General features: G+C 66.2%; 16 protein-coding genes. 15 read left to right on the top strand and 1 reads right to left on the bottom strand.

The features are described from left to right. Nucleotides 1-103: 103 nt before the first annotated feature. On the bottom strand, nt 104-931 hold the full coding sequence (locus WHX56_RS06075) for an IclR family transcriptional regulator (RefSeq protein WP_244235034.1): 828 nt from the start codon (nt 929-931) through the stop codon (nt 104-106). Between the two features lie 268 nt (nt 932-1,199). Here WHX56_RS06075 and WHX56_RS06070 point away from each other — a divergent pair, with 268 nt between their 5' ends. The 15 genes from WHX56_RS06070 (at nt 1,200) to WHX56_RS06000 (ending at nt 20,495) form a co-directional block, all read left to right on the top strand. Further along, nucleotides 1,200-2,510 (top strand): acyl-CoA dehydrogenase family protein, encoded by a 1,311-nt coding sequence (locus WHX56_RS06070; RefSeq protein WP_338880738.1) that lies wholly within the window; start codon nt 1,200-1,202, stop codon nt 2,508-2,510. Nucleotides 2,511-2,647: 137 nt separating this feature from the next. Beyond that, on the top strand, nt 2,648-4,255 hold the full coding sequence (locus WHX56_RS06065; RefSeq protein ID WP_287755711.1) for an ABC transporter substrate-binding protein: 1,608 nt from the start codon (nt 2,648-2,650) through the stop codon (nt 4,253-4,255). Between the two features lie 21 nt (nt 4,256-4,276). Then, nucleotides 4,277-5,251: an ABC transporter permease gene (locus WHX56_RS06060; RefSeq protein ID WP_338880737.1), complete on the top strand. Its 975-nt coding sequence runs from the start codon at nt 4,277-4,279 to the stop codon at nt 5,249-5,251. Continuing rightward, nucleotides 5,248-6,090, top strand: a complete 843-nt coding sequence (locus tag WHX56_RS06055) for an ABC transporter permease (RefSeq protein WP_129241326.1) — start codon at nt 5,248-5,250, stop codon at nt 6,088-6,090. Before WHX56_RS06060 ends, WHX56_RS06055 begins: the two co-directional genes overlap by 4 nt. Continuing rightward, on the top strand, nt 6,087-7,787 hold the full coding sequence (locus tag WHX56_RS06050; protein ID WP_338880736.1) for an ABC transporter ATP-binding protein: 1,701 nt from the start codon (nt 6,087-6,089) through the stop codon (nt 7,785-7,787). Before WHX56_RS06055 ends, WHX56_RS06050 begins: the two co-directional genes overlap by 4 nt. A gap of 65 nt (nt 7,788-7,852) precedes the next feature. Next, nucleotides 7,853-9,043, top strand: a complete 1,191-nt coding sequence (locus WHX56_RS06045; RefSeq protein ID WP_338880735.1) for an LLM class flavin-dependent oxidoreductase — start codon at nt 7,853-7,855, stop codon at nt 9,041-9,043. 38 nt (nt 9,044-9,081) lie between these two features. Beyond that, nucleotides 9,082-10,674 carry an ABC transporter substrate-binding protein gene (locus WHX56_RS06040; protein WP_338880734.1) on the top strand — a complete coding sequence of 531 codons (1,593 nt, stop codon included), beginning with the start codon at nt 9,082-9,084 and terminating at the stop codon, nt 10,672-10,674. A gap of 4 nt (nt 10,675-10,678) precedes the next feature. Next, nucleotides 10,679-11,656 carry an ABC transporter permease gene (locus WHX56_RS06035; protein ID WP_129241322.1) on the top strand — a complete coding sequence of 326 codons (978 nt, stop codon included), beginning with the start codon at nt 10,679-10,681 and terminating at the stop codon, nt 11,654-11,656. After that, nucleotides 11,653-12,495 carry an ABC transporter permease gene (locus WHX56_RS06030; protein ID WP_338880733.1) on the top strand — a complete coding sequence of 281 codons (843 nt, stop codon included), beginning with the start codon at nt 11,653-11,655 and terminating at the stop codon, nt 12,493-12,495. Before WHX56_RS06035 ends, WHX56_RS06030 begins: the two co-directional genes overlap by 4 nt. Before the next feature lie 59 nt (nt 12,496-12,554). After that, nucleotides 12,555-13,781: an SfnB family sulfur acquisition oxidoreductase gene (locus tag WHX56_RS06025; RefSeq protein WP_338880732.1), complete on the top strand. Its 1,227-nt coding sequence runs from the start codon at nt 12,555-12,557 to the stop codon at nt 13,779-13,781. Between the two features lie 19 nt (nt 13,782-13,800). Continuing rightward, nucleotides 13,801-15,453, top strand: coding sequence for a rhodanese-like domain-containing protein (locus tag WHX56_RS06020; protein ID WP_338880731.1), 1,653 nt, complete (start codon nt 13,801-13,803; stop codon nt 15,451-15,453). Nucleotides 15,454-15,483: 30 nt separating this feature from the next. Continuing rightward, nucleotides 15,484-17,322 carry an ABC transporter ATP-binding protein gene (locus tag WHX56_RS06015; protein WP_338880730.1) on the top strand — a complete coding sequence of 613 codons (1,839 nt, stop codon included), beginning with the start codon at nt 15,484-15,486 and terminating at the stop codon, nt 17,320-17,322. A 217-nt stretch (nt 17,323-17,539) separates the two neighbouring features. Continuing rightward, the gene (locus WHX56_RS06010) at nt 17,540-18,394 is read left to right on the top strand and encodes an oxidoreductase (protein ID WP_338880729.1); all 855 of its coding nucleotides are present in this window, start codon (nt 17,540-17,542) and stop codon (nt 18,392-18,394) included. A gap of 108 nt (nt 18,395-18,502) precedes the next feature. Beyond that, entirely contained in the window at nt 18,503-19,477 is a 975-nt protein-coding gene (locus WHX56_RS06005; RefSeq protein ID WP_338880728.1) for a D-2-hydroxyacid dehydrogenase family protein, read from the top strand. Between the two features lie 154 nt (nt 19,478-19,631). Then, nucleotides 19,632-20,495 carry a TauD/TfdA family dioxygenase gene (locus WHX56_RS06000; protein ID WP_338880726.1) on the top strand — a complete coding sequence of 288 codons (864 nt, stop codon included), beginning with the start codon at nt 19,632-19,634 and terminating at the stop codon, nt 20,493-20,495.

Here is a 20,495-nt window from a genome sequence, read left to right as displayed (position 1 = left end):
GATAATGACAATGATTCGCAATTATCGCAGGTTTGACGGTCTTGCAAAGACGGGTTTGCCCGGCGGCGGGCGGCAGAGAATGCCGGAGCCGTCATTCACACCGTTATCGGCCCAGCAGCCTGCCCATCAGCCGGCTCGATGCCGACGTGTTCCGCAGCATCTCCGCCGTGGCGCTCAGGTCCGCGCCCATCTGAGTCAGCGCCGCGTCGGTGAAGAACGATGCCGGCCCCGTGATCACGATGGCGCCGAAGTTCCTGCCTTCCGGCGTGGCGAGGCGCGTGCCGATCGCGGAAATGCCCTGCACGTTCTCGTTCACGTTGGTGGCGATGCCGTCGCTGGCGATCGCGTCGAGCTGCTTGAACAAGGCACTTCGCTTGACCAGCGTGCTGTCGGTACGTGAACGATACGGCTGAGGCCCCAGAAGCTCGTCGCGCTCCGCCGCGCCCAGCCCGCTGAGCAGCAGCTTGCCCGACACCGACGCATGCAACGGCGCGGTGACGCGCGTGTCGAAGTACGGGGTGACGTGATAGCTGCCCGGCACATAGTCGACCACCACGCGCTGGCGTCCCGGAAAGGCGAACAACAATATCGACGGCCCGAACGCGGCTTGCAAAGCGCGCATCGGCGCTATCGCATCCCGCCGCAGCACATTGAGCGGATGGTCCAGAGGCAAGGGTTGTAATCCCGCGGCGCCAAGCCCGTAGCGGCCCTGCGCATCCTGGTAGACGTAGGCGTCCTTCAGCAGGTTCTGCAGCACCCGATGCGTGGTGCTGGGCGGCAGCCCGACGCCTTCGCCGATGTCGGACAGGCTCATCGGCCTGGCGGCGTCCGCGAGCGCCGCAAGCACTTTGAGGCCGCGCAACAACGCATTGGATTCCTGGACCGGCGCGGGCGCCATCGCTTCGGACACACTCTTTCTTTGTAGCTTCATGGGTCTGCCTTATAGGTCGATCGTCCGGTTGTCGCGTGGTGACGCGGGTGGCGGGAATATGCGCGGCCCGTCATGGAGGCTGGTGTTCCGGGCCTCGCATGCTGGGTGGCGGCGCCGACATGATGGCCGCCGGCCTGCCTCGGCACAAGGCGCATAACCATATCAGGATCCATTCTTTGCTTCCGGTCCTACCGTCCTCTATCTTAAAAAAAAGGAATTATTTTTCCATCTTTTGGAGCGGTGATTCCCCGAACCGATATCTGGATGAATGATGGAAGCCAAGCAGAACGACGCGTCACCGCTGACCACTCCCGAACCTTCGGGACACGAGCCCGAAACGATTGGAGATCAGGCGCCCGGCATTCAGGCCGCCGCGGCATTCGACTCCCGTGAGAATGACGAATGGACTGAACTCTTTCGCCGCATTGCGGAGACGGCGCCCGCGCGCGAGAACTCGGGCGACCTCCCGCGCGCGGAAGTGCGCGCGCTGCTCGCTCAGGGTTTCGGCGCGCTGATCGTGCCGAAATCCGCCGGCGGAAGAGGGCTGAGCTATCGCGAGCTGTTCGGGCTCGTCGTACGGCTCGCCGCCGCCGACGCCAATGTGGCGCACATTTTCCGCAACCACTACGGCTTCGTGAACGGCCTGCTCTCGCTGGCGGATCGGGAAAAAGCCGGCCACTGGCTGGCGCGCGCCGCGGGCGGCGACCTGTTCGCCAACGGCGTGACCGACGCCGTCCGTCCACGCGAAGCAGACGGCCGCGTGGCGGACCTGAGCCACTTCGCCACGACGCTGCGCCGCGAGGGCAAGGCACAGATTCTGCACGGCAAGAAGCAGTACGCCACGGGCAGCGTGTACGCCGACTGGCTTGCCATCCAGGCCACGCGCGACGACGAGTCCGAAACGCTGACCGTCGTCGTCCCTATCAGTGCGCCTGGCGTCGAAGTCATCGACGACTGGGCCGGCTTCGGACAACGTTTCACTGCCAGCGGCACCGCGAACCTGCACGAAGTGCGCATCGAACACGACGCGCAGGTGCTGCAACGCTCGCGCACGCTTCCGGGCGCCGAATATGGATCGAGCCTGCCGCAGCTATTCCTGACGGCGGTGATCGCCGGCATCGTGCAGGCGTCGTTCGACGACGCGCTGGCCCTGATCAAGAGCCGCAAGCAGCATCTGTACTTCGCGCCGAGCCCGGACCCGACGGCCGATCCGCTGCTGCTGCACGCCCTGGGCCAGCTTTCCGCCCATGCCTATGCCGCGCGCTCGATCATTCTCAACGCCGCGGAAAGCTTCGACCGCGCGGCCGCGCTTCCCTTCGCGCAACGCTCCGAGGCCAACCACGCCGCCGCGTTGAACGCGGCGCACGCCAAGGTGTCGATCGACGCGCTCGGCACGGCCGCGGCCACCCTGCTATTCGACCTGGGCGGCGCGTCCGCCACGCACCGCCAGCGCCAGCTCGACCGCCACTGGCGCAACGCGCGAACCGTGTCCACGCACAACCCTTCGCTCTACAAGGCTCTCGCCATCGGCGCCTATCACGCGCGCGGCGAACCCTTGCCCAAGCAAGGCTTCTTCTAGACACCGTCCCCGGCGCGGCGGCGCCGGGACCGCATTCGATACGCCACCCATCGTGCCCGATCCGGCGCGAGGGCCGCGCGCACCCTTGAACTACGCACGACGCCGACACTGCTGGCGAAATGAACGGAGAGTTGAACATGAAAGAAAGAAGAATGGCCCGCTGGGCGTCGCTGGCTGGCACGCTGTTGCTGGCCGTGGGCGGCAGCGCCGCAACGCTGGCGGCCACGGCGGATACGCCACAGCGCGGCGGCACGCTGCGCGTGCTGGACTACCTCGGCTGGGCCTGCCTTGCCCCGTCGGGCGGCGGCACCTATGCGAACTCCGTGATCTCCAACAGCATTCTCGAACGTCTGGTCTATCAGGATTCCGAGACGGCCGAGCTGTCGCCCTGGCTCGCGGCGTCGTGGAAAGCCAATGAAGACGCCACGCGCTACACGTTCTCGCTGCGGGAAGGCGTCAGTTTCAGCGACGGCACCAAGCTAACCGCCGACATCGTCAAGGCGAACCTCGATCAGATCGCGCGGGGCGACAGCTCGCTCGGCATTCCGAAGTGGTCGATGGTGGCGAACTACGATCGCACGGAAGTGGACTCGCCCACGCAGATCTCCGTCTATTTCACGCGCCCCAACGTCAGCTTCCCCCAGCAGCTTTCGATGCCGCAGGCCGGAATCCTCGCGCCCAGCACACTGGCCCTGCCTTACCAGGACCAGTGCCAGGGCAAGAACCTCGTGACCACCGGTCCGTTCGTGTTCGTGTCCGAACGCCCGGGTAAGGAGATCGTCTACAAACGGCGAGACGACTACAACTGGGCTCCCTCCGCGCTGAATCACCCGGGACCGGCATGGATCGACGGCTTCGTCCACACCATCGCCACCGAGGGCAGCGTGCGAGTGGGCACCTTGCTTGCCGGCCAGGCCGACGCTGTCCGCGGCATCCTGCCCACCGACGAGCCCCTGGTGAAGCGATCGCCCAACCACCGTCTGGAAGTGATCACGGCCAACGTCGCGAACCAACTGACCGTGAACTCCAGCACGCCCAACCTGGAAGACGTGCGGGTGCGCCGTGCGCTGAACCTGGCCACGGACCGCAACGAGATCAAGAAGGCCCTGCTGTCGGACAGCTACGGCATCGCCAGCTCGGTGCTTGGCCGCAGCAATCCGGGCTGGGTGGATAACTCCCAGCGCCTCGCCTACGACCCGAAGGGCGCCGCGGCGCTGCTGGACGAGGCCGGCTGGAAGACCGGCCCTGACGGTTACCGCTACAAGGACGGCAGGAAGCTCACGATTCCCACCTATATCTCGCTGCATCACATTACGTCGCAAGGCGGCTTCGAGCTGCTGGCCGAACAATGGAAGCGCGTGGGTATCGATCTGCAACTGCGCAAGGCCGATACGGCCACCTACTCGAAGGTGCAGCGCGACGGCAAGGTCAACGCCTTCTTCCAGACTTCGCAGATCCGTTTTGATATCGACGCGCTGCGCTTCACCTGGGACAGCACCGTGGGCAACCAGGCCAACCGCGCGATTCCCGAGTTGGACGCACTGGTACGCAAGCAGAACGAAACGACGGACCTCGCGGTCCGCAAGCGGATCGCCGCCGAAGTGCAGACCTTCGTGCTGGACAACGGGCTCGGCATCCCGCTGTACGAGGATGCATTGGTATACGGCGTGTCGAAGAAGGTGCACGGCATCGGCCATGAGCCTCAAGGACGGCCGTACTTCCTGACCACCTGGCTGTCCAAGTAAGCCAGATTTCTCACTGCCGCCATGCTCCGATACTTCCTGCGCCGCACCGGACAGGCACTGATCGTGCTGTGGCTCGCCTATACCGCGAGCTATGCACTGCTCTACCTGATTCCGCTGGATCCCATCAGCGTGCGCCTGGCCGACCCGGACAATCCGGTCAGCCCCGAGGACAGCGCCAAAATCCTGGCCTACTACGGCCTGGACCGCTCGGCCTGGGAACAATACGCCGACGCGCTCAACCGGCTGCTGCACGGCGATCTCGGCTATTCGCTCGTGTCGGGGGAGACGGTCACGCATCTACTGGCGAGCGCCTTTCCATCCACCCTGAAGCTCACGGGGCTGGGTGTGGTGTTCGCGCTGCTGCTCGCGCTGGCCATCGTCAGCACGGTCGCCCTGACCCGCTGGAAGGCCCTGCGCCATTTCCTGGAACTGCTGCCCAGCCTGTTCGTCTCCGTGCCCATGTTCTGGCTGGGGCTGATCGTGATCCAGGTGTTTTCGTTTCGCCTGGGCCTGTTCGTCGCCGTCGACGACCAGGCCGCGTCCTCCCTGGTCTTCGCCGCGCTGGCCATGGCGCTGCCGGTCAGCGCGCCATTGGCCGCGGTGCTGATGGCCAGCGTCCAAGCGGTCTACAAAGAACCGTTCGTGGCCGTGCTCAAGACCAAGGGCGTGGGCGCCTTCGGCATCTATGCGCGCCACGTGCTGCGCAACTGCCTGATGCCGGTCCTCACGGTACTGGGACTCACGATCGGCGAACTCGTCGCCGGCGCGGTCGTCACGGAAACCATCTTCTCGCGCCCGGGGCTGGGCCTTCTGACGGAGCGCTCAGTGGCGAACCAGGACCTGCCGGTGATCCAGGCCGTCGTGTTGATCGCCGCCTTCGTGTTCGTGACGTTCAACTGGCTGGTGGACGTACTGCACCCCATCGTCGACCCGCGCGAACGGGCCGCCCGCTCGGCGAAGCGCCCCGCCGCGGCTCCCAAGGTCATCGCATCATGAATGTGGCTACTTCGTTGACCCTTCCCGCTACGCGCCGCCGGTCCCGGCGCTGGAGCCCCGGCCTGGTCCTGGCGCTCTTCATTCTGGCCCTGTCCGTGCTCAGCGCGCTGGCGCCGGGCCTGCTCGCACCGTACGGCCCGCTGGATAGCGATCCGGCCAACCGCCTGCTCGCGCCCAGCCTGCTGCACCCTTTCGGCACCGACGCGCTGGGCCGGGATGTATTGAGCCGCACGATACACGGCGCGTCGCTCTCGCTCAGCGGCGCCGCGATCGCGGTCTCGCTCGGCCTGTTCGCGGGCGTGGGCATCGGCCTGGTGTCCGGCTACTTCGGCGGCGCGGTGGATGCCATCGCCATGCGCCTGGTCGACGTGCTGCTGGCCATTCCGAACCTGCTGCTCAGCATGGCGATCGTCGTGACGTTTGGCTTCGGCACCGGCAATGCCGCGATGGCGGTGGGCGTGGCGTCCATCGCCGTCTTCGCGCGGCTGACCCGCGCCGAGGTCCTGCGGGTGCGCGCGCTGCCCTATGTCGAAGCGGCGCGCGGCTCGGGCGTCGGCGAATTCGGCATCGTGGTCCGCCACATCCTGCCCAATGCCATCACGCCGGTGCTGGGCCTGGCGGCGCTGCAGTTCGGCACCGCCATCCTCGCCATCGCCACGCTCGGATTCCTGGGCCTCGGCACGCCTCCGCCCACCCCCGAATGGGGGCTGCTCGTGGCCGAGGGGCGCGACTATCTCGCGTTCGCCTGGTGGCTTACGACGCTGCCCGGCCTGGTGATCGTCGCCGCGGTGCTGTCGGCCAGCCGAGTTGCTGCCGAAATCCGCAGGGAGCATCAATGAACTCTTCTCTCCCCTCGCGCGCGCACGCCGCCGCCACCGACAATGAGGTCTTGCTCAGCGTCGAAGATCTGAGCGTGGCCTATCGGGTAGACGGCCAGGACGTGGCCGCCCTCGCGGACGTCAGCTTCTCGCTGCGCCGCTGCGAAACCACCGCCCTGCTGGGCGAGTCCGGCTCGGGCAAGAGCACCATCGCCGGCAGCATTGCCGGGAATCTGGCCGACGCCGCTCACGCCAGCGGCAGGATACGCTTCGCCCAACACGATCTGCTCAGGTTGAGCGAGCGTGAACTGCGGCCGTTGCGCGGGACCGAGATCGGCTATGTGCCGCAGAACCCCGCGCGCTCGCTCGACCCGCTGATCCCGATCGGCCGACAGCTCGAGGAAACGCTGCGGGTGCACGGGCTGCGCGAACCCTCCGGCGCGCGCCAGGCCCGCATCCTCGGCCTGCTGCAACGTGTCGGCTTCCGCGATCCGGCCGCCGTGGCGCGGCGCTACCCGCATGAGCTTTCAGGCGGCATGCAGCAACGCGTGCTGATCGCCATCGCGCTCACCTTCACGCCGCGCATCCTGATCGCCGACGAGCCGACCTCGGCGCTCGATGTCACCGTGCAGAAAGCCATCCTGGATCTGATCGATCAGCGCAAAGCCGAGGACCGGACCGCGGTGCTGTTGGTGACGCACGATATCGGCGTTGCCGCGGAACGTTCGCAGAACGTCGTGGTCCTGCGGCACGGCCGCATCGTCGAGGCCGGTCCGACGGACCGGGTGCTGCGCGCGCCGCAACACGAATACACCCGCCAACTGCTGCGCGACGTGCCCGGCGGCGATGCCGAGCGGCGCGCGCCGCGCGCGCCGGCCACCCAGGGCATACCCGCGCCCGCGGTCCGGCTGAACGGCGTGAGCGTGGATTACGCCTCGCGCCGGGGTCCGGCGCACCGGGCGGTGAACGACGTGTCGTTCAGCGTCAAGCCGGGCACCACCCTTGCGATCGTCGGCGAGTCGGGGTCCGGCAAGACCACCACTGCCCGCGCGATCGCGCGTTTCGTCGCCCCATCGGCCGGTGAGATCGAGGTCCGCGACGCCGCTGGCGCATTGCTGGCGCCAGACCGGGAGCGCGCATTTCGGCGCCGCGTCCAATACGTCTATCAGAACCCCTACCTCTCGCTCAATCCGCGGCACCGGATCCAGACCGTGCTTGCCGAGCCCCTGCGCGCCTTCGAGATCGGCGATGCCCGTTCGCGGCAGGCGCGCATCGAGGCGCTGCTCGATATGGTGGCGCTTCCCCAAAGCGCGCTGGCGCGGCGCGCCCGCGAGCTTTCCGGCGGGCAACTGCAACGGGTCGCCATCGCGCGCGCGCTCGCCGCCGAACCGTCGATCCTGGTGCTGGACGAGCCGGTCTCCGCGCTGGACGTGACCGTGCAGGCGCAGATATTGCGTTTGCTTGAAGGCCTGCAGGCGGAACTGGGCCTGACTTACCTCTTCATTTCGCATGACCTGGCCGTGGTGCGGCGGATCGCCGACGAGATTGCCGTGATGCACGAGGGCCGGATCGTCGAGCACGGCCCGACCGAACAGGTCTACCTGCATCCGGCCCATGCCTACACACGTCAATTGCTGGACGCCGTGCCGGACCTCCCGGCGAGCGCGCTCGACAACGCCTTGCCTGCCGGGGATTCGACGCTGGCCGCGGTGGCCTGACGGCCGCCTTGACCGACGTTCTCCGCCACGATCCCCATAGAAACAGCTCTTTCCGGAACCCCATCATGACCGATACGATCCCCGCCCGCTCGCCCGCCACGGAGCCGGACAGCCCGCTCGCGCGCGTCCTGCGCCAGCCCTTTATCCTTGGCCTGTTCCTGCCGATCCAGGACGGCGGCTGGACGCCGTCGACGCTGCCGCGCACGACCACCTGGACATTCGACTACAACGCCAGGCTGACGCAGCGCGCCGAAGCGCTGGGTTTCGACCTGGTGTTCGGGCTGGCCCAATGGGCCAGCCACGGCGGCTACGGCGGCAAGACCCGCTATCGCGAGATTTCCCTCGACTCGTTCATGGCGACCGCGGCGCTGGCCGCATGCACCGAGCGCATCCTGCTGATCTCCACGCTGCATATCCTGTACGGCCCCTGGCACCCGGTGCATCTGGCCAAGTTCGGCGCCACGCTCGATCACATCTCCAAGGGGCGCTGGGGCATCAACGTCGTCACGGGCTATGCGGAGCGCGAGCCGCTCATGTTCGGCATGAAGAAGATCGAGCACGACACCCGCTACGAGATGGCCGACGTGTTCGTGGAACGGCTCAAGCAGTTGTGGTCGCTGGATCGCAATCTCACCGTCGACGGGCCGCACTGGGCAATGGAAGACGCCTTCGTCACGCCCAAGCCGGCCTATGGCCGCCCCGTGCTCGTCAACGCGGCGGGATCGCGCGCCGGCATCGAGTTCGCCGCCCGCCATTCCGACCTTGTCTTCATCACCAGTCCGGCGGGCAACCAGTTGGAGGACGCGCTCGCCAGCCTGCCCGACCACATCGCCAACATCCGCGCGACGGCGGCGAAGCAGGGAAGCAGCCTGCGGACCATGATCAATCCCATGGTGATCTGCCGGGACACCGAACAGGAGGCGATCGCCTATCGCGATGCGATCGAGGCCGCGGCGGACGTCGAGGCGGTGGAGAACTTCGCCGAACACGGCCGGCGAGGCGACAGCCATGCCTGGCGCAATCAGCGCCGCCAGCACCGCGCCATAGGCGGCAATCTGCACTTGGTCGGCAGTCCCGAACAGATTGTCGACGCGCTGCTCAAGCTGAAGGCAACGGGGATCGACGGAGTGCAGGTCACCTTCTACGACTTCGCGCCGGACCTGGAGCACTTCGCCGAGAAGGTATTGCCCCTGCTCTACGAGGCGGGCCTGCGCATCCCGGAAGACCGTCTAACCGCCACGCCGGCCGCCGCCTGAGCGCCCTGGAACCCTATCTCCCCACACCGGAACCTGTCATGACCCTGGATCGTCGTACCTTCATTCTCTCGGCCTCGAGCGCGCTGCTGGCCAGCAGCGTGCCGCTCAATGCCCTCGCCAAGACCGCGCCGCGCGAAGGCGGCACCTTCGTGATCAATCTGGAACCTGAACCGTCGAGCTTCCTGTTCAACTCGAACACCGCCGGCATCCTGGCGGGGCAGGTGGTCGAAGGATTGGTCGAATACGACGAGAACTACAAGCCGGTGCCGGCGCTGGCGGAAAGCTGGGAGGCTTCGCCGGACGGCCTGACCATCACGTTCCGGCTGCGCAGCGACGTCAAGTGGCATGACGGCAGGCCGTTCACCTCGGCGGACGTGCAGTACACCGTGCTCGAAGTCATCAAGAAGGTGAACCCTCGCGCCGGCACCGCGTACAAAGCGGTGCAGGCAGTGGATACGCCCGACGCGCATACCGCGGTCTTCCGGCTCTCGGAACCCTCGCCGGCGATCTGGGCGGTGCTCTCCTCCACGGAAGCGGCGATTCTTCCGCGCCACCTCTATGAAGGCAAGTCTCCGCTCACCAACGAATGGAACAACAAGCTGATTGGCACGGGCCCATTCGTGTTCAAAGAGTGGCAGCGGGGCGACTACATCCTGCTCGAGCGCAATCCCGACTACTGGCGCGGCCGTCCCCACCTGAACCGCGTCCGGATAAAGACCATCACGGATCCGGGCGCGCGCGCCGCCGCGCTGGAAGCGGGCGAGGTGCATTACTCGCCCTTCAGCTCGGTGGCGCCGTCCGAAGTCTCGCGCTTGAAGCAATTGCCCGGACTGCGCATCGAGACCGGCGGCTACGGCATCTTCGTGCCGCAATTCTTCTTCGATTTCAACCTCGATCGACCGCAGTTCCAGGACAAGCGCGTGCGCGCCGCGTTCGCCCATGCCATCGACCGCCAGGCGCTCGCCGACAAGGTCTGGTTCGGCCTGGCCAAGCTCGCGACCGGCCCGATCCCCAGCGCCCAGGCCGCGAATTACACCAGCGAGACCACACAATATCCCTTCGACCTCAAGAAAGCCGAGCAACTGCTGGACGAAGCCGGCCTGCCTCGCAAGGCGGACGGAGTGCGCTTGCGCATCACGCACCACACCATGCCTTACGGCGACGTCTTCAAGCGGGTCGGCGAGTTTCTGAAGGAATCGCTCAAGCAAGTGGGCGTGGAGGTCCAATTGGTGAACCTGGACCTCGCTCAGTTCCACCGCACGATCTTCGGCGAGCGCGACTTCGACACGTTCAGCACGTATTACGCGGCGGGCGCCGACCCGCAGTTCGGCGTACTGCGCCGCTACTGGACCAAGACGATCGCCAAGGGCGTGCCCTGGTCCAACGGCACCGGCTACTCGAACCCCGACCTCGACAAGATCATCGAGGCCAGCTTCACCGAAAACGATCCGGCCAAGCGCCGCGAGCTGCTGGTGCGGTTCCAGAAGATCGCGCAGGACGATCTGCCCTCGATCAATCTGCTGGAGTTGCAGCATTTCAGCGTGGTGTCCAGCCGCGTGCAGGGGCTGAGCACGTTCCCCGACGGCTACGCGAAGTCGTTCCGCGACGTCTGGCTGGAACCCCGGAGCTGATCGCATGCTGCGCCAACTCACCTACGTCTGCGGCCGCCTGATCCAGATCATTCCGGTGGCCCTGCTGATCATCCTGGCGAACTTTTTCCTGCTCAAGCTGGCTCCGGGAGACATCTCCGAGATCATGGCGGGCGAAATGGGCGCGGCCACGCCGGAGTTCATGGCGGAGCTGCGCACCCAATTTGGCACCGATCAGTCCTTGCTGGCGCAGCTCCTTCATTACTACCAGAAACTGCTGAGCTTCGACCTGGGCTACTCGTTTCGCAACGGCATGGAAGTCACGGCCCTGATCGCCGACCGGCTGCCCGCCACGGCGATGCTGGCCGGGGCCAGCCTGGCGCTGGCCGTCCTGCTCGGCGTCGGGCTGGGCTGGCTGGGCGCCAACACCCGCCGGGCATGGCTGAAGAACGTCGTATCCGTGTTTACCAGCATCGGATTCGCCACGCCGCTCTTCTGGGTCGGCCTGATGCTCATCGTGTTCTTCTCGATCCATCTCAAATGGCTGCCGACCGGAGGCGTCGAGGACCTGGACGCCGAGTACCAGGGGTTCGAGCGGCTGGCGGATATCGGCAAGCACATGATCATGCCTGTCCTGAGCCTGACGCTCTTCTACGTCGCGATCTACGCGCGCATCACGCGCGCCGCGATCAAGGACGTGCAGAAGCTCGATTTCGTGCGCACCGCAAAGGCCAAGGGCATCGGCAAGCACCGCGTTTCCATCATTCACGTCCTGCGCAACGCGCTGCTGCCCGTCGTCACGGTCACCGGCATGCAGATCGGCTCGATCCTGAGCGGCTCCGTCGTGGTCGAGACCGTGTTCGCGTGGCCTGGAATGGGCCGCCTGGCGTTCGACGCGGTGATGCAGCGCGATCTCAACCTTCTGCTGGGCGTGCTGTTCTGCAGCTCGCTGGTGGTCATGTTCGCCAACATCATGACCGACCTGGTCTACGCCCGACTCGATCCGAGGATAGAACTGAAATGACCCATGGCACGCAATCGAGCTGGCGACGCTTCAGCAGCCACCGGGCCGCGCTGGCGGCTTTGATCCTGCTGGTCGCCCTCGCGCTCGTCGCGGCGGCGGCGCCGCTGCTGTTCGGGCACGACGCGTTCGCAATGGTGGGCCAGCCTTTCCTGTGGCCCGGCGCCGATGCGCGCTTTCCTTTGGGAACCGACATGTTCGGCCGCGACATCCTCGCCGGACTGGTCTACGGCGCCCGCGTCTCGCTCGTCGTGGGCGTCGCCGCAGCAGCCTTGTCCACCGTTCTGGGCGTCGTAGTCGGATTGGCCTCCGGCTATTTCGGAGGCTGGATCGGCAACGTGCTGATGCGTCTGACGGAGTTGTTCCAGACCATGCCTTCGATGATCTTCGTGGTGACCATCATGGCGATCTTCACGCCTTCGATCACCACCATCGTGCTGGCCATCGGCCTGACGAGCTGGCCCCAGACCGCCCGGCTGATCCGCGCCGAGACGTTGCGCGTGCGGGAGAGCGAGTTCATCTCGGCGGCGTTCGCGCTGGGCCTGAGCCCGGCCCGCATCGTGTCGCGCCACATCCTGCTCAACGTGATCTCGCCGGCCATCGTGACCGCGACCATTCTCGCGGGAACGGCCATCCTGACCGAGGCCGGCCTTGCCTTCCTCGGGTTGGGAGACCCCAACGTCATGTCGTGGGGCAGCATGATCGGCACGGGCCGGCAAGTGTTGCGGACCGCCTGGTACATCTCCGCGATCCCCGGCCTGGCCATTGTGCTGACCGTGATCGCCGTCACCGCCATCGGCAACGGCATCAGCCTCGTGCTCAATCCCAATACCGACATCTAACCCCCCTGATTCGACATGCCGCGCGGCGGCCCGCGCGTGCGCCAAGGAGACAACGAACCATGCAGGAAACCATAGACGACAGCCCGGCGCGCACGGCGCCTGGCCAGGCGCCCGCCCACCGGATCGAGAGCGAAGCCGAAGCGCTGGCCGCCGCGGCCAGCCTGGCGGAGCGCTTCCGCGCCGGCGCCATCGAGCGCGACCAGCGCCGAGCGCTGCCGCACGAGGAGATCGCGGCGCTCAAGCGCGCGGGGCTCTTCGCCATCTCGGTGCCCCGGCAGTACGGCGGCCTGGCCGCCAGCGCGGCGACGGTGGCAGAGGTGTTCCGCATCCTGTCGAAAGCGGACCCGAGCATTGGCCAGATTCCGCAGAACCACTTCTGCTTCCTGCCCGTCTTCTCGTTTGGCTCCGCGGCGCAGGCGGAGTTCTTTTACGGGCGCGTCCTGGCCGGCGACAGCATCGGCAACGCCCACTCCGAGAACACGCGCAATCGCGCCGGCACCTACGAGCACGCGCTGCGCAAGGTCGAAGGCGGATGGACCGTCTCCGGGAAGAAGTACTACTCCACCGGCGCCGCGTTCGCCGATTGGATCCCGTTCATCGGCCACGACGAGCAGAAACGGCAGCACATGTTCTTCGTGAACGCGCGGGCTGAAGGCGTGACGATCATCAACGATTGGCGCGGCATGGGCCAGCGCACCACGGCCAGCGGCACGACCGTGTTCGACAACGTGTTCGTGCCGGACTTCAACGTGTTTCCCTACTACCTCGCGGGCGATTCTAAGCGCCCCACGCGCCTGCTGGCCGCGCTCGTGCACTCCGCCATCGACCTGGGCATCGCCCAGGAGGCGCTCGACGATCTGGGCCGCTACATCCGCGAAAGCAACCGCCCCTGGATAGACAATCCTTACGACGAGCACGCCAAGGAGCCATTCATCATCCAGGCCTTTGGCGAGGTAAGCCATTCGGTGCGCATCGCGCAGCGGCTGCTGAGCGCGGCCGCGGCCGAGATCGACCGGGCGCGCGCCGATGGATCGGCCGCGCTGGCCCTGGAAGCCGGGCTGGCGACGGCGGATGCGCGCATCGCGTGCGCCAACTCCTCGCTGCAGGTGTCGGACCAGTTGTTCGCACTGACGGGCGCCCGCTCCACCCTCGAGAAATACGGCCTCGACCGGCACTGGCGAAACGCGCGCACCCACACGCTGCACGACCCGATCCGCTGGAAGCTCTATCACTTGGGAAATTACTACTTGAATGGGGTCGAGCCCGGCCCCCAGTCCCTGATCTGAACCATCGAGGCTCCCCGACATGAATGCCAAGGACACCCTTTTTCCGTCTACGCCCGGCGCCGCGGACCATGCATCTTCCATCCAGGCCGCCGAACTGGCGGACGCGCTGCAACAGGCCGGCGAGATCGCGGTGGTCGACGTGCGCGAACTGGCGCGCCACGTCGACGACGGCCACTTGATCCATTCCGCGCCATTGCCGCTGAGCGTGCTGGAAATCCGGGCGCCCAGCCTCATCCCACGCAAGACCACGCCCGTGGTCGTGTATGACGCCGATGGCGGCGCGCTGTCCGCGCGGGCGGCACGACGGCTGCGGGCGCTGGGCTACACCGACGTGCGCGTGCTCGGCGGCGGCGTGGACGGCTGGCGCGCCGACGGGCGCGAGGTCTACACCGGCCTGCATGTGCTGTCGAAGGCATTCGGCGAGTTCGTCGAACACACCTATGGCACTCCGCACATCCCGCCGGACGAACTCAAGACCTTGCTCGACGACGGCTCGGACGTCGTCCTGCTCGACGGCCGCAACCTCGAAGAGTTCTACAAGTTCAGTATTCCCGGCGCCCACGCATGCCCGAACGCCGAACTGCCGTACCGCGTCCACGATCTGGTTTCGTCGGATCGGACCCTGGTGGTGGTGAGTTGCGCGGGACGCACCCGCTCGATCATCGGCGCGCAGGCGCTGATCAACACGGGGCTGCCGAACCGGGTGGTGGCGTTGGAAAACGGCGCCATGGCGTGGTTCAAGGCGGGCTATCCGCTCAGGAATCAGCACAGCAACCCGGCGCCGGCGCCTTCGGACGCCGGGCGCGACAAGTCGCGCCAAGCCGCGCGGGCGCTACGCGAGCGCTTTGCGATCCCCAGCATCGACTCCGCCGGCTTGCAGGCACTGCGCGACGATTCCACGCGAAGCCTGTATGTCCTCGACGTTCGCACCGCCGCGGAGTTCGAAGCGGGGCATCTGCCCGGATCGCTGTGGGCGGAAGGCGGACAGCTCGTCCAGGCGACGGACAAGTGGATCGCGACGCGCCACGCGCGCATCGTGCTGGTCGACAACGGCGACGGCGTGCGCTCGGCAATCACCGCGTCGTGGCTGATCCAGCTCGGCTGGAACGAGGTCCATACCTACGCCCTGCAGCCCGCGCGGGACACCGTGCAGCCCAGCGCCGCGCCGACGCCGGCAGCGGCCGGGACCACGGCCGCGAGCGACATTCTTCCGCGGGATCTGCGCGCCAGGCTCGACGCGGACACCATCGCGCTGTTCGACTTCTCGCCCAGCCCGACCTACCGCGCCGGACACATCCCGGGAGCGCGCTTCGCGCTTCGTTCCCGCATCGATGCCCGGCTGGAGGAAGCGCTTGCCGGACGCGACATCGCCATCGTGGCGGCGGACCCGGTGCTGGCGGCCTTGGCCGCCGAAGACATCCGCGCGCAGACCGGGCGCGAGGTCTTCATCGTGAAAGGGGGCACCCAAGCCTGGCAGGACGCCGGTCTCCCCCTGAGCGGCGAAGCGGAGGCCAACTGGCACGACGCCCCGGACGATGTCTGGCTCTCGCCGTATTTCCGCGAGGATCGGATTCGCGCCTTCGATACCTACATCGAGTGGGAAACGGGGCTCATCGACCAGATCAGGCGCGACCCTTCCGTTTCCTTCCAGCCCTTCCACCTCGACGCTTGACCCGCGCCTGGCGCATACACGGAGTCCTCCATGAACTCGACCTCTCCCCCCGGCCCCGCCGAAACCACGCTGTCCGTGCGTCATTTGCAGGTCGCCTTCGGGACTCCCGACCAGCCGCGCACTGTGATACACGACCTGTCGTTCGACGTGGCCCGGGGAGAGATGCTGGCCATTGTCGGCGAGTCGGGTTCCGGCAAGAGCGTCACGGCCCTGTCCATCATGCGATTGCTGCCCGAACGGAACGCGCGCGTGCGGGGTGAGATCCTGCTGGACGGCCGCGACCTGCTGAAACTGGGCGACACCGAGATGGACGCGGTGCGCGGCGCCGCCGTGTCGATGATCTTCCAGGAGCCGATGACGAGCCTGAACCCGGTGCTGACCGTGGGATATCAGATCGGCGAGGCGCTTCGGCGCCATCGCGGGTTCGACAGGCGCGCGGCGCGCGCAGAAGCCGCGCGGCTGCTGGAGCGTGTGCACGTCCCTCAGGCGCGCGCGCGCATCGACGATTTTCCCCATCAGTTCTCGGGCGGCATGCGCCAGCGCGTCATGATCGCCATGGCGCTGGCGTGCAGCCCTTCCATCCTCATCGCCGACGAGCCCACGACGGCGCTCGACGTGACCATCCAGGCGCAGATACTGGACCTGATTGCCGAGCTGCAGCGCGAGGAACGCATGGCCGTGCTCTTCATCACGCACGACATGGGTGTGGTGGCGGAGGTCGCCGACCGCGCGCTCGTGATGCGTGAAGGTCGGTGCGTCGAACATGGCGCCACCGACGATTTGTTCGCCCAGCCCGTCCATCCCTACACCCGGGCCCTGCTGGCCGCCGTGCCGCGCCTGGGCGCCATGAACGGCAAGCCGCGGCCGGAGCCGTTCAGCCTAGTCGATGTCGATACGGGCGAATTCCGCCCGGCCCCGGCGCTGCGCGACACGCTGGATCCCTCGGCCGCGCCCGTGCTCGAGGTGAGCGGTCTGTCGACTCGCTTCGATGTGCGCGGCGGACTGTTCGGCCGCGTGACCGCGCGCGTGCATGCCGTCGAAAACGTGTCCCTCTCCATTCAACCCGGGGAGACGCTCGCGCTGGTGGGAGAATCGGGCTCCGGGAAATCCACCATCGGCCGATCCGTGGTCGGCCTCAATCAGCCGCAGGAAGGGTCGATCAAACTGGAGGGGCGCGAACTGCTGGGCATGCCTGCCAGGCAGTTGCGCGACGCGCGACGCCGCATTCAGATCATCTTCCAGGATCCCTTCGCCAGCCTGGACCCGCGCCAGACCGTGGGCGCGGCCATCGCGGAGCCTTTGCTCGCGCACGGCCTGGCCGACCCGCGCTCGGTGCACGAGCACGTCGCGGCGGCGCTTGCCAAGGTGCAGTTGCAGCCCGACATGTCGCGGCGCTTTCCGCACGAGTTCTCCGGCGGCCAGCGCCAGCGCATCTGCCTGGCCCGCATCCTGGGCCTGCAACCGCGGCTCATCATCGCCGACGAGTCCGTCTCCGCGCTGGATGTATCGGTGAAGGCCCGCATCATCAATCTGATGCTGGAGCTTCAGGCCGACCTGGGCATGTCATACCTGTTCATCTCGCACGACCTGGCCGCCGTCGAGCGCGTCAGCCACCGCATCGCCGTCATGTACCTCGGTGAAATCGTCGAGATCGGACCGCGCGAAGCGGTGCTGAACAATCCGCAGCACCCTTATACCCGGCAGTTGCTGGAGGCCGTTCCCATACCCGATCCCACGCGCCGCAGGAACCGGGCGGGCCTGGCCGGCTGGCAGCGCGAGCGCAGCCAGACCCATGCGCCCACGGCGACGCTGCCGCAGCGCGTCTACCGGGATGTCGCGGACGCGCATCGGGTGATGGTGTGGGAATAGAACCCGACAAGTAAAGCTTTTCGCAGCATTCGATCCGGCTTGAGCTGACCCTGCTTGCCATGTCGACGCGAAACAATCTCGCGGTTTTCCGACTTATCAGATCTTGTTATGGAGACCGATAAAAATATCGGATTGGCATCTCGCCCAGCCCCTGCTTAGACTGACTTGCCTGAAACTCACATTCATTGCCGGACTGCCCGGGCAAATCGCGGGGTGCATGTTGAATCCGAATACCGACACGCCGGTATGGCTGATAACGGGCTGTTCCAAGGGGCTGGGCCGCGCATTGGCCGTGCACGTGCTGGCCCAAGGGCATCGGTGCGTCGTCACCGCGCGAGACCTGGACTCGATCCGCGAACTGATTTCCGCCCACCCCGACCACCAGGCGGCGGCCTGCGCAGTGGACGTCACCGACCCGGACCAGGTCGCGAGGGCCGTGCGTCTGGCGACGGACCGGTTCGGCCGCATCGACGCGCTTGTCAACAATGCCGGGTTTGGCTACAACGCCAGCGTCGAAGCCGGCAAGGATAAGCAGATCCGCGATCTGTTCGAGACCAACTTTTTCGGACTCGCGTCCCTGACTCGCGCCGTCCTTCCCGTCATGCGCGCGCAACGGAGCGGGCACATCTTCAACGTTTCCTCCATCAGCGGCCGCGTCGGCAGCCCTGGTTCGGCCTACTACGCCGCATCGAAGTTCGCGGTGGAGGGCCTATCTCAAGGGCTGGCGAAGGAAGTCGGGCCATTGGGCATCCGCGTCACCCTTATCGAACCGGGGCCGCTGCGGACCGATTTCCAGGGAAGCTCGATGACGAGCGCGCCTGACTCCGTCGATGACTATGCGCAAACCGTCGGGTTGCGGCATGAAAGGCTGCGCGCAACGCACGGCCATCAGGAAGGATCGCCGGCACGTGCGGCCGAAATAATCTTCCGGGTGTTCCAGGACGCTGCGCCGCCCTTGCAGCTTCTGATGGGAAAACGGGCCATCGAGATGGCTGATGTCCGTTTGCGCGAGCAGTTCGCCGAACTGAATCGGCATCGCCAGACGTCGCTCTCGGTTGACGTCGATTCTTGAGGTTTCCTGCTGCACCTACCATCGCCCGAACCCGCATGAGTATGCCGGGATCGGGAACCGATCGGTGTTCCCCTCCCACTTCCTGCCCAAGAAAGCGCGCCTACACCCATGACCCGACAATCTATCCACGTAGCCGTCCTGGACGACTATCAGCACGCCGCGCGGCAAAGCGCCGACTGGACTGCCCTGCCTGAGCATGTCCGGGTCACGTTCCATAGCGACCATATTGAAAACCCCTCCGCCCTGGAAGATCGCCTGCGCCCCTACGACGTCGTCTGCCTGATGCGCGAGCGGACCAAGCTCGACGCGGAGATGCTGAGGAACCTGCCCAATCTGAAGCTGATCGTCACCACCGCGATGCGCAACGCCGCCCTGGATATCGCTGCCGCTCAACAGCTCGGCATCGTTGTCTGCGGCACCCAAGCCCCGCAAAATGGCACGCCCGAACTCATCTGGCTGCACATCCTGGCGCACGCCCGCCACCTGGAACAGGAACGCTCGGCGCTGGAACAAGGCCAATGGCAAGTTACCGTGGGCCGGGACCTGCACGGCGCCGCGCTGGGGCTGGTCGGCCTGGGCCGCATCGGACAGCGCGTCGCCCAAGTCGCCAACGCATTCGGCATGCAGGTCCTGGCCTGGAGTCCGAACCTGACGGCCGAGCGCGCCCATGCCGCCGGCGCGCGCTTCGTATCTAAGGCGGATCTGTTCAGCCAGGCCGATTACATCGTGATCGCCATGCAGCTACGCAACAGCACACGGCACCTGGTCTCGGAAGCCGAGTTGTCGCGCATGAAGCCAAACGCCTATTTCATCAACACATCGCGCGCCGGATTGGTGGACGAAAGCGCCTTGATCCAGGCGCTGCGGGAATCCCGCATCGCCGGCGCCGGCCTGGATGTCTTTCATACCGAGCCGCTGCCGCGCGAACACCCGTTCCGGACCTTGCCCAATGTGCTGATCACACCCCACCTTGGGTACGTCACGCGCGCCGCCTACGAGCAGTTCTACCGCGAAACCGTGGAAGACATCCAGGCCTGGATGGCCGGCGAACCGATACGCGAACTGGACCTGGCCCACCAATAGCCGGCTCGCATCAAAGCCCCTTATAGCCCCCCATAGAAAGATCGGATTGGCGTAACCGAGAGCCCGTTCATAGACTGTGCTGACGATGACACCCCTAACCATCCGAGATGGCCTGCCGCCAGGCACGGCGTATTTCACCCATAGGAGAACAGACATGTCCATCACGGTCACGCCGGTCGAATCCGGCTTTGGCGCCGAAGTCTCGGGCCTGGATCTGAGGCAACCGCTTAACCATGACACCTACGCCGCCATCGAAGCTGCGTTGTCCAAGCATGGCGTGATCTACTTCCGCAACCAACCGTTGACGGAAGCCGAACAGGAAGCCTTCATCCGCTGGTTCGGGCCGCCCAACGCACTGGCGCGGCAAATGAACAACGCCCGCATGAAGAATCCTTACTTCTACGATGTATCCAATGTCGACGAAGAGGGAAAGATCATGATGGAAGACCACGAGCGCAGGCTCTATCTGAAAGCCAATATGTTCTGGCACACCGACATGTCCATGCGCCAGCCGCCGGCTCGCGTGACGGCGCTGAACGCCATCGTCCTGCCCGAGATCGATCCCCCCGATACCGAGTTCGCCGACATGCGCGCGGCCTGGGAAGCCCTTCCGCCCGAACGGCAGAAGACGCTGGAATCCCTGCGTGTCGTCCATAGCGTCTACGCCTCGCGTTCCAAGGTGGGCTACACGAACTTCAACGAAGAAACCCGCAAGCTGTTGCCCCCCACCGAACACCCCCTGGTACGCACCCATGCCGGTTCGGGACGCAAGAACCTGTACATCGGCGCGCACGCCTCGCACATCGTCGACATGGACGAAGCCGCTGGCCGCGCGCTGCTGGAAGAGTTGACTGAGTTCAGCACCCAGCCGCAGTTCCGTTACGCGCATAAGTGGCAGCCGCAGGACCTGCTGGTCTGGGACGACAGTTGCACGCTCCACCGCTCCACGCCGTTCGACGATCAGAAATTCCGCCGCGAGTTGCGCTGGTGCTCCGCGCGAGAACTCGAGGCCGTCTGA

It is taken from the genome of Achromobacter veterisilvae, assembly GCF_037619525.1.
Lineage (GTDB): Bacteria > Pseudomonadota > Gammaproteobacteria > Burkholderiales > Burkholderiaceae_B > Achromobacter > Achromobacter veterisilvae.
Note: the sequence above shows the minus strand (reverse complement) of the source record. Positions and strands in the feature narration are given on the sequence as shown.